This window comes from Geoanaerobacter pelophilus (assembly GCF_018476885.1).
Lineage (GTDB): Bacteria > Desulfobacterota > Desulfuromonadia > Geobacterales > DSM-12255 > Geoanaerobacter > Geoanaerobacter pelophilus.
Window position 1 is genome coordinate 435,047 of sequence record NZ_JAHCVJ010000003.1, and the last position, 13,219, is coordinate 448,265.

14 protein-coding genes are annotated in these 13,219 nt (G+C 56.4%); 4 read left to right on the plus strand and 10 right to left on the minus strand.

From position 1 onward, the window contains the following. Nucleotides 1-7: 7 nt before the first annotated feature. Nucleotides 8-1,258: an O-acetylhomoserine aminocarboxypropyltransferase/cysteine synthase family protein gene (locus tag KI809_RS10105; RefSeq protein WP_214171412.1), complete on the minus strand. Its 1,251-nt coding sequence runs from the start codon at nt 1,256-1,258 to the stop codon at nt 8-10. 358 nt (nt 1,259-1,616) lie between these two features. Between KI809_RS10105 and KI809_RS10110 the strand changes: the two genes are divergently transcribed. Together KI809_RS10110 and KI809_RS10115 are read left to right on the plus strand one after the other, a co-directional pair. After that, nucleotides 1,617-2,228 (plus strand): GyrI-like domain-containing protein, encoded by a 612-nt coding sequence (locus KI809_RS10110; protein ID WP_214171413.1) that lies wholly within the window; start codon nt 1,617-1,619, stop codon nt 2,226-2,228. Between the two features lie 264 nt (nt 2,229-2,492). Further along, nucleotides 2,493-3,194: a GEVED domain-containing protein gene (locus KI809_RS10115; RefSeq protein ID WP_214171414.1), complete on the plus strand. Its 702-nt coding sequence runs from the start codon at nt 2,493-2,495 to the stop codon at nt 3,192-3,194. A 70-nt stretch (nt 3,195-3,264) separates the two neighbouring features. On the opposite strand, the gene KI809_RS10120 is transcribed toward KI809_RS10115, so the two are convergent. The 7 genes from KI809_RS10120 to KI809_RS10150 form a co-directional block, all read right to left on the minus strand. After that, entirely contained in the window at nt 3,265-4,566 is a 1,302-nt protein-coding gene (locus KI809_RS10120; protein ID WP_214171415.1) for an NCS2 family permease, read from the minus strand. 113 nt (nt 4,567-4,679) lie between these two features. Continuing rightward, nucleotides 4,680-5,612 carry a 5'-methylthioadenosine/S-adenosylhomocysteine nucleosidase gene (locus KI809_RS10125; RefSeq protein WP_214171416.1) on the minus strand — a complete coding sequence of 311 codons (933 nt, stop codon included), beginning with the start codon at nt 5,610-5,612 and terminating at the stop codon, nt 4,680-4,682. A gap of 32 nt (nt 5,613-5,644) precedes the next feature. Next, complete coding sequence (locus tag KI809_RS10130) at nt 5,645-5,809, minus strand: hypothetical protein (protein ID WP_214171417.1); 165 nt, start codon at nt 5,807-5,809, stop codon at nt 5,645-5,647. A gap of 336 nt (nt 5,810-6,145) precedes the next feature. Next, nucleotides 6,146-7,099 (minus strand): cysteine synthase A, encoded by a 954-nt coding sequence (cysK, locus tag KI809_RS10135; protein WP_214171418.1) that lies wholly within the window; start codon nt 7,097-7,099, stop codon nt 6,146-6,148. A 72-nt stretch (nt 7,100-7,171) separates the two neighbouring features. Beyond that, a complete protein-coding gene (locus KI809_RS10140; protein ID WP_337833302.1) occupies nt 7,172-7,624 on the minus strand; it encodes an RrF2 family transcriptional regulator in 453 nt (150 codons plus the stop codon). Nucleotides 7,625-7,664: 40 nt separating this feature from the next. After that, nucleotides 7,665-8,099 (minus strand): DUF3795 domain-containing protein, encoded by a 435-nt coding sequence (locus tag KI809_RS10145; RefSeq protein ID WP_214171420.1) that lies wholly within the window; start codon nt 8,097-8,099, stop codon nt 7,665-7,667. Nucleotides 8,100-8,187: 88 nt separating this feature from the next. Next, on the minus strand, nt 8,188-8,655 hold the full coding sequence (locus KI809_RS10150; protein WP_214171421.1) for a DUF695 domain-containing protein: 468 nt from the start codon (nt 8,653-8,655) through the stop codon (nt 8,188-8,190). 395 nt (nt 8,656-9,050) lie between these two features. Here KI809_RS10150 and KI809_RS10155 point away from each other — a divergent pair, with 395 nt between their 5' ends. Further along, nucleotides 9,051-10,667 (plus strand): NADP-dependent glyceraldehyde-3-phosphate dehydrogenase, encoded by a 1,617-nt coding sequence (locus KI809_RS10155; protein ID WP_337833303.1) that lies wholly within the window; start codon nt 9,051-9,053, stop codon nt 10,665-10,667. On the opposite strand, the gene KI809_RS10160 is transcribed toward KI809_RS10155, so the two are convergent. Together KI809_RS10160 and KI809_RS10165 are read right to left on the minus strand one after the other, a co-directional pair. Then, the gene (locus KI809_RS10160; protein WP_214171422.1) at nt 10,655-11,824 is read right to left on the minus strand and encodes a MalY/PatB family protein; all 1,170 of its coding nucleotides are present in this window, start codon (nt 11,822-11,824) and stop codon (nt 10,655-10,657) included. The two genes, KI809_RS10155 and KI809_RS10160, sit on opposite strands and share 13 nt — an antisense overlap. 14 nt (nt 11,825-11,838) lie before the next feature. Continuing rightward, nucleotides 11,839-12,444, minus strand: coding sequence for a chromate transporter (locus KI809_RS10165; RefSeq protein WP_214171423.1), 606 nt, complete (start codon nt 12,442-12,444; stop codon nt 11,839-11,841). Nucleotides 12,445-12,666: 222 nt separating this feature from the next. Between KI809_RS10165 and KI809_RS10170 the strand changes: the two genes are divergently transcribed. Then, entirely contained in the window at nt 12,667-13,170 is a 504-nt protein-coding gene (locus tag KI809_RS10170) for a PaaI family thioesterase (RefSeq protein ID WP_214171424.1), read from the plus strand. Nucleotides 13,171-13,219 lie beyond the last annotated feature (49 nt).

Consider the following 13,219-nt stretch of genomic DNA (forward strand, 5'->3'; position numbering starts at 1 on the left):
TTCGTGTTTAAAGTGAGGCCAGGGCCTGGTTAAAGTCCCTGATGATGTCTTGATGATGTTCAAGCCCTACTGAGACCCGGACCATTTCATCGGAAACACCCAGCAGCGCCCGCTGCTCCGGTGAGTAATCGACGCAGATGGTGCTAGCCGGGTGGATGACCAGGGTCTTGGCGTCGCCGATGTTGGCCAGGTTTCGGGCCAGCTTGAGAGCGTTGATCAAGCGAAAGGCCTCTGCCTGATTAGCCAGGCCGAAGGTAAGGGCACCGCCGAACCTGTGGCTGAACTGCCTTGCCGCAATGTCGTGAAACGGCGAAGTCTCCAGACCCGGATAATTGACCCAGCTGACCTTGGGATGCCCGTTCAGAAAACAGGCCAGCTCCAGGGCATTGCTGCAGTGCCGTTCCATCCGCAGCCCCAGGGTCTCGATTCCTTCGGTTAGCAGGAACGAGTTCATCGGCGCGGGGCAGGCCCCGAAATCCTTGTGCATCAGCTTTCGCAACCGGGCGGAAAAGGCGAACTGCCGGTATTTCTTGGCGTAACCCTCAAAGTGGGGGAACCGGGGACTGCTCCAGTCAAAGGTGCCATTATCTATAATCGCGCCGCCGATGACGCTGCCAGTGCCGTTGATGAATTTGCTGGTGGAATGGATGACGATGTCGGCACCGAGATCGCGTCCCTTGGCCAGATAGGGGGACGTCACCGTGGCGTCCACCATGAGCGGAATACCGGCTTTTCCGGCGATGGCGCTCAAGGCGGCGATATCCGGCACATCCATCTTCGGATTGCCGATGGTCTCGACAAAGATCAGGCAGGTGGTGTCAGTGATGGCCTGTTCAAAGGCTGCAAGATCAATAGGGTCGACAAAACGGCTGGTGATACCGTAATTGGTCAGGGTATCCCGGAACAGCGAATAGGTGCCGCCGAACAGGGAAGAGGAAGAAAGGATCTCGTCGCCGCTACGCAGGATGGTGAGCACCGCCGTGCTGATGGCAGCCATGCCCGAGGCAGTGGCGATTGCCGCCACGCCCCCTTCCAGCAGGGCGAGGCGCCGCTCCAGGCTCTCGGTGGTCGGGTTGTTGAGCCGAGTGTAGATCTGGCCTGCCTTGCGGCCGCGGAAGATATCTTCCAGGTCTTCGGCGGTTTCGTGGGCAAAGGATGATGACTGGACGATCGGCACCGTGGTGGCGCCGCTGGGGCCTGGTTCCAGGCCGCCATGAATGAGGAGGGTTTCAAAATGCAGGGTTTGTTGTTGTGCCATGCCGAGTCTCCAGTCTCTCTGGTCAGCCCGTAAAATTTTTTATGCCCGAACCGGGCTGACTATGTACCGATCATAAAAACACCAACCGAAATAGTCAAGATAAATTTTACATATTATCTATAAGCTTAATAGTCTATATCAGCAGTGGTTTAATGAGACAAGGAGCTCCCCCCCATCTGTCACTGCTTTCTGGTCAGGCGATTAGCAGCAGAAGCACTCTTTGTTGTAGCAGTTGACATCACATTACTTGCTCTGGTAGTGAATTACATGTGCTCTTCACTATGACAACGAGGCGAGCAAAGGCAATTATCGGTCTGTCGCTTAGCGCCAGGCCGGCAGCCAACAAAGGGACCCACCAATGGAAAAGATCGACTACAAAAAGCAACTGAAGCACCTCTATGCCCCATCCGCCAAGAAGGTTGAAATTGTCGAGGTGCCGCCAATGAACTACCTCATGGTCGATGGCAATGGCGATCCGAATACCGCCAAAGCGTTCAGCGATGCCATCGAAGCGCTCTATCCGGTTGCCTTCACGATGAAGTTCATGGTCAAAAAAGGTGCGAGGGGAATCGATTACGGGGTAATGCCGCTCGAAGCGCTCTGGTGGGCCGATGACATGTCGGCATTCACTACAGGCAACAAGGATGCCTGGCAATGGACCGTGATGATCATGCAACCGGAGTTCGTTACGGCTGGAATGGTCGAAGCGGCAATTACAGAAGTGGCTCGGAAGAAGAAACCGGTCTCCCTGCCTCTGGTGCGGTTTGCATCGTTCTCTGAGGGAAAGGCTGCGCAGATCCTGCATATCGGGCCGTTCTCTGAAGAAGGGCCGAATATCGAGAAGGTGCATGCGTTCATCGAAGCCAACGGAAGCATTCGGGCCGGCAAACACCACGAAATATACCTGAGCGACCTGCGCCGCACTGCACCGGAAAAGTGGAAAACCATTATCAGACAACCAATGGAATGATTGTGGTGCCTTTCGGCGCTTCCGCAGGTTTTTGACTGTAAATCGACCCGACATTATCGTCGGAATTCTTTACAGTTGGCACCACACCCCACCCCAAGAATAGATAAAGTCAGACGCTACCATTGAAATACCACCATCACCCACAAACAAAATACTACTTTAGTATCAACATATTACAAATCTCAACAATTTCAACAACTCTGACCTGGGCTAAATGGAACATATTTTGCTGATTATAAAGAATCATCAAAACGGGAGGATGAAATGTTAAAGAGATTATCGATTTCGGTGTTGGCCTGTCTGCTGTTCGCTGGTCTTTCCGGTACTGCTTTGGCGACAAGTTACTATGATTATAGCGATGCAACCGGTTACACCCAGGCAAAGCACAGCACTGCAGACTGGCAACGACTGGGAAGAAACTGGGATGCGGAATCAAGCCAGAAAGCTATTGACACCTCCGATGACGGTGTCTCTTGGTCTATAGACAACGGCCTGACCTGGGGGCATAAAGATCTTACGGCAGGGCAGACTGTCAAATTCAAGTTTGATATGTATAAGAAGGAATGGGGAAGACATCTTGAGGACCACCTGAAAGTGTGGATCGACTGGAATCAGGACAAGGACTTTACCGACGCCGGCGAGACCGTTTATCAAGCAGCTTGGGATTTCAAGAAAGAGAACGGTTATCAGTATGGTGATGGCTTCGCAGGAATCAGCAAATCATTTTTTACGAGCATAACCATACCCGACTATGCCAAGCTGGGTGACACCTGGCTGCGCGCTCGCGTTGTCTGCAGCGCCGACAACCCTGACCTTAACAAAATGACCTCAACCGATTACTACTGGCAGGGAGAGGTTGAAGATTGGAAGCTTACCGTCAATCCTGTTCCCGAGCCATCCACCATGCTGCTCGTAGGCCTGGGGCTTGGTGGTCTTGCGGTTTTCAGACGGAAATTCCAGAAATAGATCCGGGTTCACATACAAAGTATAGTAAAAAGCCTGTCGGTCCTTACCGGCAGGCTTTTTCTGTAACAGGCTATTTGTATGGATAGACCAGATAAAAGACCAGCGACATTGCGGCCAGGAGCCATAACGGTCGCGGGACTTCGCTGACCCTACCGGTAATCAGCTTGAGCAGGGGATACACCAGCAAACCGGCGGTCATGCCGACCCCGATGTTGTAGGTGAAACTGATCAGGACAATGGTGAGAAATGCCGGAATGAGTTCGGTATAGTCGCTGAAGTCGAGCCTGGTGACCGGGGAGATCATCAGGATGCCGATGGCGATCAGGGCCGTGCCGTAGGCGTGCGGCGGCACTATGGTGAAAACCGGGGCAAAGAACAGGGAGAGCAGAAACAGGGCCGCTACTACCACGGCAGTGAAACCGGTGCGGCCACCCTCCTCGATGCCGGCTGCGGATTCGATGTAGGCGCCGGTGGTGGTGGTGCCGACCAGCGGGGCCACCAGGTTGGCCAAGGCATCGGCCAGCATCGGCTTCTCGATTTCGGGCAGGTTGCCGTCGTCATCCAGCAGCCCGGCCCTGGCTGAAAGGCCAATCAGGGTGCCGACAGTATCGACAAAGGCCATGACAAAGACAATCAGCACCACCGGCAGCGCCTTGGGAGAGAGGGCCGCGGCGATGTCCAGCTGGCCAAAGATTGGCGACGGGTCCGGCGGCAGGCTGATCAGCTCTTTGGGGAGCGGGGTGATTCCGAAAACGATGGAGAGCAGCGTCGTGACCAGGATACCGGCAATCAGGGCGCCATGGATCCGCTTCACCAGCAACCAGGCAATGGTCAGGAAACCAACCACAGCTAGGAGCGTGGCCGGGCTGGTCACCTTGCCCAGGCAGACCGGTGCCCCTGGCACGCCCAGGGTGACGAGGCCGGTTTCGTTCAGCCCGATGAAGGTGAGGAACAGGCCGATCCCCACGGCAAAGCTGTATTTGAGCGACTTGGGAATGGCGTTGGCCAGCCAGCTCCGCACCTTGAACACGGTCAGCACGGTGAACAGCACCCCGGCGAGAAAGATCGCTCCCAGGGCGGTCTGCCACGGGTAGCCCATCCCCTTGACCACGGTAAAGGCGATGAAAGCGTTTTCCCCCATGTACGGGGCAATGGCAAAGGGGCGCTTGGCATAGAGACCCATGACAAGGGTGCCGAAGGCGGCAGAAATGATGGTCGCGGTAATGGACGGCCCCTTGGGGATGCCGGCCGCCTCCAGGATCGCCGGGTTGACGATGATGATGTAGGCCATAGTCAGGAAGGTGGCGATTCCGGCAACAGTCTCCTGGCGGTAGCTGGTGTTGTTAGCGCTGAAGTCGAAATATCGGTGCATATGTGTCCTCGCTCCTTATGCTTTTTAACTCCCCCTGCCCCCCTCTTAACTAAGAGGGGGAACACTCTCTCCTCCCCTTAGTTTAAGGGGAGGCCGGGAGGGGTTATGCGCCCCTACCTGACCGGCAGCGCCTTCAGGTATTCGATGACCACGGTCGCGGAGTTGTCCGCAGCGAGCCTGCCGAAGATCTTCTCTTCGTTCTTCCCCGGCCCGCCACCGGCAAGGTCGGACAGAGAGCGGAAGGCAATGTACGGCACCTTGTTGACGTATGCCACCATTGCCACGGCAGCGGTCTCCATGTCAAGGGCATCCGCTTTGAAGGTGTCCCAGACCCAACTCCGGTAGGCGCTATTATCGACAAAGGTCGGGCCGCTCACACCGTTGCCGCCGACCACCACCCGCGGCTCGTGCTCCAGGCACTCCCCCTGAGCAATGCAGCGGTTGAGCCGGACCTTTCCTGCCACCTGTTGTGCCGTAACCAGTGCCTTTGTGTCAACCGCAAACCAGAAGCGTCGCTCAAGTTTGTCCGGTGCTGCGTCTGGGACAATTACCGAGCTGGCGCGGGGGAACATCATACCGTAATTCGGAAAATCGCCGCTGAAATGCCCTGGATCCCACCCACTCGGCGTTTCCCTGGCAAAGGTCTGCTCATGGTAGTTGCCCCATTGGGCCGGCACCGTCACATCCCCTACCCTCAGCCCCGGATTGACCCCGCCGGCAATACCGGAAAAGACAATACCGCGCACCGGGAACCGGTCAAGAAGGGCCTGGGTGGTCATGGTAGCATTGACCATGCTGAAGCCGCTCAGGAGCAGCACCACGTCATGACCGGCAAGTTTTCCCAGGTAGTGGCTGCGGCCGTTGATCACCCTGGTTTCCGAGATCTCGGTCGCAGCCCGGAGTTTGTCCAGTTCGGCGTCAAAGGCGGAGATGATCGCCAGGCGCGGGGTAGCGGCAGGCACAACAGCTTGCTGCACCGTGCTGCACCCTGTGATCCAGGCAATACAGACTAATGCAACAACGACTCGGTAAATGGTCTGCAACATCGTACACTCTCCTGATTGTAATGGTTGTTTCTTCATGCCGAAGCCGCAGGCTCTGCGGTCATTACTGACCGTTCGCGCTGCTGGGTGCAGATATAGAGCAGTGCCAGAGCCGACACCGGCACAAAGCCGAGAAATGCGGCCCGGATGCAGCGCAAACTGTAGCAGGTTAGCAGCCGGCCGCCAAGCAGCATTATCACAACAAAAGCCGCACCCCGGGCCGCTACCAGTTGCGAGGCAAAACCTGACGTTCCTCCCAGCTTAACCCGTGTTGGGATAAAAAAAGAGGCCAGGGATTATTCCTCGGCCTCCAATGTTTCTGGTCAGTCTGAATATTTGGGTGAAACTTGTGGCAAAGCAATGCCCCTGGATAAGAGTTATACTTCAGACAGGGACTCCCCAACTTCGACACAGGCAATGCCTCGATATCAGGGAATGACCAGATCCAGCAACTTCAGTGTCCCGCCCGATCCGAAGCGCCTCCCGAACCTGGCGCTCCAGCTCCCCGTTCCACAGCTCACCTGACGGGCCGGCCATTAGATCCCCTCGAACAGCGCTGTCGAGAGATACCGCTCAGCACCGTCAGGAAGGATGACTACAATGGTCTTGCCTGCGAATTCGGGGTCATAGGCAAGTCGGGTCGCCACTGCTACTGCGGCGCCGCAGGAAATGCCGACCAGCAGCCCCTCTTCCTTGGCCAGACGCTTGGCAAACTCAATGGCATCATCGCTGGCAATCTGCTCGACGCGATCAACAACGCTCAGGTCAAGGGTATCCGGGATGAATCCGGCGCCGATCCCCTGGATCTTGTGCGGACCCGGCTTCAGCTCCTGGCCGGCCAGCTTCTGCGAGATGACCGGGCTTTCCTTTGGCTCGACCGCGACCGAGATGATCTTCTTTCCCTTGGTGTTCTTGATGTATCGCGATATGCCGGTGATGGTGCCGCCGGTGCCAACCCCGGCAACGATGACATCAACCTTGCCGTCGGTATCGTTCCAGATCTCCGGGCCGGTGGTTTTTTCGTGGATGGCCGGGTTTGCCGGATTCTTGAACTGCTGCGGAATGAACCAGCGCGCCGGATCGGACGCCGCAATCTCTTCGGCCTTGGCTATCGCCCCTTTCATCCCTTCTGCCCCTGGGGTCAGGATTAGGTTGGCGCCCAGGGCGGCCAGCACACGGCGCCGCTCGATGCTCATGGTCTCAGGCATGGTCAGGGTCAGCTTGTAGCCACGGGCTGCGGCCACATAAGCCAGAGCAATACCGGTGTTGCCGCTGGTCGGTTCGATGATCTCCACCCCCGGCTTCAGGATGCCACGCTCCTCGGCGTCCCAGATCATGTTGGCGCCGATGCGGCACTTGACCGAGTAAGCCGGGTTGCGCCCTTCCACCTTGGCGAGCACGGTTGCCCCTGCCCCCTTGGTAATATGGTTGAGCTTGACCAGTGGCGTGTTACCGATGGACTGCGAGTTGTCTTCATAGATGCGTGACATGAGCGGTTCTCCTTTCTTGGTGAAAATAGTTTATTTGCCTATAGGACTACTAGTTTTTATCGGCAAAAAAAATCAGATCGAGAAATCAAGCTGCTTGGAAAGCCTCTGACGCTCGAACTCACTTCTTTCAATCATATCGGCCAGCGTTACCTTGTCAACCACCGCAGAAACAGCCTTCTGGACATCGGCCATCACCAGTCTGGTGGCGCAAGTTGCCAGGTCATGGCATTCGGGACAGGCGCCTGAGGCGTTTTCAGCAAGGCACTGCACCGGCGCCAGGTCACCCTCAAAAGAGCGAATGATGCTGCCGAGTGTTATGGCGGCAGGCGCCTTGGCCAGCCAGTATCCGCCGCCCGGCCCTTTCCTGCTGGCCAGGATCCCCTGGCTCTTGAGGGTCAGCAGGATCGCCTCAAGAAACTTCTTGGGGATACTCTCAGCCTGGGCCAGTTCGGCAATAAGGAAGCAGTCCTTATCTTTGGAACGGGCCATGAAACTGAGCGCCTTGATGGCGTATTTACTGCGCATTGAAATCATATTTCCTACCATGACTATAGTTATTATTGTTTTATCTTGTTTCTCCAGAGATGTCAACCGGTTTTTTTATATCAAAATGAACCCGATCCAAGTTCTGTCGTTTACAGCAGAAAGCTTTATGTAAGGCATCCATCTCTTCAGGTGTGCAGAAACGAACGGCATGAGAGCGTAGTTCTTCAGATTTCTCAAAAACCGCATTTAGCAGTTCGCATGGATACTCTTGGCACAGACCGCAGTTATCTATCCCTTTGCCATTTGCACATGCACGGACTTCCGGATAAGCACAATTGTTTTCCGGTCTACACCCATAACAGGCCATGTCTTGAGGTGATACAGCCGAAGCACGTAAGCCAAGACGAACCCACAATTCTTTTACTTCCTCCAATTCCTTGATACCACCATTTTGGGAAGCCAGATACCGAGGACAGAACATACAATTATCGCCGCAAATCCCTATCTTATTCATGTACTGACCCTATCTGCCAACGGGGCCGGCCATGACCCGACCGCCCAGATTTCCCGGCGGTCGGCGTCTATGGGCGTGGTTATGTGTTCTATTTTACACCATTCTTGAACTTCAAATAGGCAGACCAACCTGGGTCTTCATCTAGTGAAATCTCTATAGGAAATTGAGCTTGTCCAGACAAAGCAGAGTTCAGTAAGTTTATGGTTTCATCAGTGTCTCTGGAATACCACTGCCACTCCTTTAATCCATTGCATGTAACCGCGACTGTCATAAACGCTGTACGTTTGTCCTCAAGTGAGTCCAGCAATTCTTCAAGTAATACCATCCGTTTATTTTCAGCTTCTGATGGCATGCCTCCTTCGTTTTCAGGTTTATACTTCCATGAGATAGTCAATAGATGCGGATACTTCTTTATGTCAACACCTGTAGGAGTATCTGCCCGAAAACGAACAATCATAGGCTTGCCGTTATCATCACCAGTGGCAACCGTCCATGTATCTTCTGCATTGGCTTTGCTGCAACCAAACAAGCCGAGAATTGAAGCCAAGATTGACATTATGAATATCCTTTTCATTTTTCTCCACATAACTCATTGTTGACCGGTTCACGCGCACGCGCGTGAACCGGCGATCATCCCAAATGGGACATTTAAGCGGTGAACATGATTGATGACTAATAATCTTTTTGGAATGATTTTGCCAGCATGATTTTGAGTTGCACAACTGAAGTAATCAGCACCGCATCATCCGTAAAAAGGCTCATGCCCAAATGGCCCAGGGACGCAAACTGCGTAAATAAAACATCTTCATGCTAATTCTGCAGCCACCGCCTAGACCTGAAAGAATGACCGTTTAACGCCGAACTTGTTGACTGATGGCGGCGAACCGGATTTAATGAGGCGAAGTGTCACTGGGCACGGAAGCTACATCATTACAATGCGGAGAGGGTCATTTGAAAAAATCGATCGAACTGCTGTTCCCTGCGGATAACGAAATCCCGGAAAATTTCCGGATGCAGCCAATCAGGCAACGTGACTACCTGGTCGCCGGTCAGATCAGAAAATGGAAAGGGCCATTGCAGGAGGTGCCTTCTCCGCTGTGGCTCAACCGGGGCGGCACCGTTACCCCCCAGCTGCTCGGCACGGCCCCGGCCTTGTCACCGGAAGCCGCCCTGGAGGCGCTGGCCGCGGCCAAGGAGGCCTATGCCAACGGTCGGGGCGCCTGGCCAACCATGGCCGTCAGCGAGCGGATTCGCTCCATTGAACGTTTTATTCAAGCAATAGTCCGGAAACGCCAGGAGATCGTTGCACTGCTGATCTGGGAAATCGGCAAATCGGCGGTGGAAGCGGAAAAAGAGTTTGCGCGGGCCATCGCTTATGCCAACGAAACCATCAGCGCCCTGAAAGAACTGGACCGGGCATCGTCCCGTTTTGTCATCCAACAAAATATCATCGGCCAGATCCGCCGCGCCCCGTTGGGGGTAACCCTCTGCATGGGGCCGTACAACTTCCCGCTTTACGAGACCTTTTCCACCCTGATCCCGGCGCTGGTCATGGGGAATACCATCCTGCTGAAACCGCCCCGGTTCGGCATTCTCCTGTTCCACCCGCTGCTGAAGGCGTTCCGCGATTGCTTCCCGCCCGGCGTGATCAACACGGTTTACGGCGACGGTGATGTGGTGATCCCGCCGCTTATGGCTTCCGGCGATATCGATGTGCTGGCGTTCATCGGCACCAGCCGGGTTGCCGATCGACTCCGGGCGCTGCATCCCCGGCCCCACCGCCTCCGTTGCGTGCTCGGCCTGGATGCGAAAAACCCGGCAGTAATCCTTCCGGACGCCGATCTCGACCTCAGCGCCGCCGAATGCCTGAGCGGCAGCCTGACCTTCAACGGCCAGCGCTGCACCGCCCTGAAGATCATCTTTGTCCACCGATCCGTTGCCGAACCGTTCCTGCTCAAGCTGTCAAAAGGGGTCACCAGCCTCTGCTGCGGCATGCCGTGGGAAAACAGGGTCACTATCACCCCGCTGCCGGAGCCGGAAAAGCCTGCCTATCTGTCCGGCCTGGTAAACGATGCGCTGGCCAAAGGGGCAAAGGTGATTAACAAGGGGGGAGCTACGGTCTTCGGGCCGTTTTTCTATCCGGCCCTGCTCTATCCGGTGAGCCCCGCTATGCGGGTTTACAGCGAAGAGCAGTTCGGGCCGGTGGTGCCGGTAGTCCCGTATGACGATATCCAGGAGGTCATCGACTATGTGGTTGCCTCCGACTACGGCCAGCAGGCCAGCATCTTCGGCCGATCGCCGGACAAGGTCGCCCAGCTGATGGACGCGCTGGTGAACCAGGTCTGCAGGATCAACATCAACAGCCAGTGCCAGCGCAGCCCGGACTCTTTTCCATTCAACGGGCGCAAGAACTCAGCCGAAGGGACACAGTCGGTTGCCGACGCGTTGCGGGTCTTCTCAATCCGAACCGTGGTGGCTGCCCGCGAGACCGACGACAACCGGGACATTGTCAACGAGATCGTCAAGGGACGGAAATCGCACTTCCTGTCCACCGATTATCTGCTCTGACCACTATGGAGCGCAGCTACGCCGCTCCTGATCCGCTGCAACGCCTCGACCAGCAATGACCTGCTGCAGCCGAAATTGAGCCGAACAAACCCGGGAGCGCCAAAATCGGCGCCATCAGACAGCCCTACCCCGGCCTGTTCAAAGAAGTGGCCGGGATTGTCGATGCCTGCCGGGCGAGTATCGATCCAGGCGAGGTAGGTAGCCTCCACATGGGTCATGGATAGCCCCGGAATGGCATTGATTTCGGCAGTTACCAGGTCGCGGTTGCCGCGCAGGTAGGAAATGAGCCGGCAGCGCCACTCTTCGCCGTGGCGATAAGCAGCCTCGGCCGCGGTGTAGCCCAGGGCGTTGACATGGGGCACGATCCGGCCGGCGGCCTTGACAAAGCGCTTGCGCAGGGCAGGATCGCTGATCACGGCAAAGGAGCAGCCAAGCCCGGGAATGTTGTAGGTCTTGCTCGGAGCCAGCAGGGTGATGGTGCGGCGGTCGGTTTCCGGGGACAGGGTGGCAATCGGGATATGCCTGGTCCCTTGGTCCAGGATCAGACCGGCATGGATGTCATCGGAACCGATGACCAGATTGTGACGTTCGGCAAAGTCTGCAAACTGTTGGAGTTCAGCACGGGTCCAGGCCCTCCCCACCGGATTATGGGGGGAACAGAGCAACAGCAGCCTGGTACGCGGAGTAACGGCCTGCTCCAGGGCCTCCAGGTCCGCCACCCAACGGCCATTGACGAGTTGCAGCGGCACCTTGACCGTGGTGCGGCCGGTCAGGGTCGGCGCCGACATGAACGGCGGATAGATCGGGGTGAACGTGATGACCTCGTCCCCTTCATCGCCAACAGCCTTGGTAAGGACATTGAGCCCGCACACCAGACCGGGCAGCCAGACCAGGAACTCCGGCTGCACCTGCCAGGCAAAGTCGCGCTTAAGATGCTCCAGCACAGCCTCTACCAGGCCTGCCGGAGAATGGGTGTAGCCAAAGACGCCGTGTTCGATCCGCCGCTGCAGCGCCTCGCTTATTGCCGGCGGCGAACGGAAATCCATGTCCGCCACCCAGAGCGGGATAATGTCCTGGCCGGCGTACCTGTCCCATTTCTCGCTGGCAGTATTGCTGCGGTCAACTACCGTATCAAAATCAAAATCGTACCCAGGCATCAAGGTTTCTCCGGTCATCGATATATCACCCCGCCGCACACGGCCGCCACCAGCACCACCAGGGCCGGATTAATCTCGGTAAGAGTCAGCACGCTGAAAGTAACGGCCACAATGAGCAGCTTGTCCCAGCCAAGAGACAGCGATGCCGCAACACCGTATCTTTTCACGCCAAAGACCGTGACCGCCATATCGTAGGCGGTCCAGAGCAGCAGCCCGACCACCACCGGCCGGACCGCGCGCAGCATGGACTGCACCAGCAAGCTGTCCTTGATCCGGAAGAAATAAGCCACCATTAACAGCATCAGCAGCGTCGTCGGCAGAACCGTGCCGGCGGCAGCGGCAATGGCGCCCGGGAGCCCGGCCATCTTGTAGCCGATATAGGCGGAAACCTGGGGCGCAATAGGGCCAGGCAGGGCATTCCCCACTGCCACCGCATCGGAAAAATCAAGCGGAGTTACCCAGGGGACCAACTCGGTGGTCCCCGGCGGCACCCAGAGGGCCTTGGTGGTCTCGCGCTGCATCAAAGCCAGAGAGGCCGGTCCGCCGCCCCAGGAAAAGAGCGATACGCGGGTAAAGAGCAGAAAAATATCCCACAACAACATATATGTACCTCCAGCCATGGCCCTGCGGCTCCTGGACCCGAGAAATTTCTCACAGCATAAACCGACGCCGGTTTCCTGGCAAGCTTCCGGTTCAATCATTTCACTTCAGCCCCGAAGAAGTTCAATATTGCGGTTCTTTGAGTTTTTTTGCTAAGGTTACCGCGGTGAAATATAATTGCGACTAACGAGACCAGGAAAATTCAACTGCGGACTGGGTAACCGGCCTGAAAAGGATTGCCGATGGCTGATGAGGAGAATGTTAATCGAGAGATTGCCGGGCGCTGGCCCGGGTCATGCTTTGCCTGCTCGAACCCGAGCGGGCTGAAGCTCAAATTCTGGCGCACCAAAGAGGGAGTCGAGGCACGCTGTACGGTTCCCGGCACCTATTGCGGCTTTGATGGACTGGTGCATGGCGGAATCATCGCCACCATCCTCGACGAGGCTTCCTGCTGGGTGCTCTTTGCCCATCTCGGCAAACTGGGGGTTACCCAGAAAATGACCACCAGTTTCCACAAACCGGTACGGATCAACAGTGAGTTGATCGTTACCGCGCAGATTGCCTCTCACGACAGCAGAACTTCCCTGGTACGGGCCGCGGTCAGCGACAGCGAAGGACAGCTGCTGGCCGAGGGAGAGAGTTCCTGGGTATTCCCGCGGCTCTCCAGGATTGCCGCCCTTGCCGAAGTTGACGAAAAGGTCCTCCAGGGCTTCCTTGACGACTGTTGCCCGGCAAAATTGAGCTGATATCACTACAACCAGGCACCCCGCCAGGATTTGAAGCTGGCTTCTTTCC

Coding starts and splice junctions, on each gene's coding strand:
- KI809_RS10105 (WP_214171412.1), bottom strand. CDS start 1,258: ATGGCACAACAACAAACCCTGCATTTTGAAACCCTCCTCATTCATGGC.
- KI809_RS10140 (WP_337833302.1), bottom strand. CDS start 7,624: ATGCGCAGTAAATACGCCATCAAGGCGCTCAGTTTCATGGCCCGTTCC.
- KI809_RS10115 (WP_214171414.1), top strand. CDS start 2,493: ATGTTAAAGAGATTATCGATTTCGGTGTTGGCCTGTCTGCTGTTCGCT.
- KI809_RS10150 (WP_214171421.1), bottom strand. CDS start 8,655: ATGTCAATCTTGGCTTCAATTCTCGGCTTGTTTGGTTGCAGCAAAGCC.
- KI809_RS10120 (WP_214171415.1), bottom strand. CDS start 4,566: ATGCACCGATATTTCGACTTCAGCGCTAACAACACCAGCTACCGCCAG.
- KI809_RS10125 (WP_214171416.1), bottom strand. CDS start 5,612: ATGTTGCAGACCATTTACCGAGTCGTTGTTGCATTAGTCTGTATTGCC.
- KI809_RS10170 (WP_214171424.1), top strand. CDS start 12,667: ATGGCTGATGAGGAGAATGTTAATCGAGAGATTGCCGGGCGCTGGCCC.
- cysK (WP_214171418.1), bottom strand. CDS start 7,099: ATGTCACGCATCTATGAAGACAACTCGCAGTCCATCGGTAACACGCCA.
- KI809_RS10110 (WP_214171413.1), top strand. CDS start 1,617: ATGGAAAAGATCGACTACAAAAAGCAACTGAAGCACCTCTATGCCCCA.
- KI809_RS10165 (WP_214171423.1), bottom strand. CDS start 12,444: ATGGCTGGAGGTACATATATGTTGTTGTGGGATATTTTTCTGCTCTTT.
- KI809_RS10145 (WP_214171420.1), bottom strand. CDS start 8,099: ATGAATAAGATAGGGATTTGCGGCGATAATTGTATGTTCTGTCCTCGG.
- KI809_RS10160 (WP_214171422.1), bottom strand. CDS start 11,824: ATGCCTGGGTACGATTTTGATTTTGATACGGTAGTTGACCGCAGCAAT.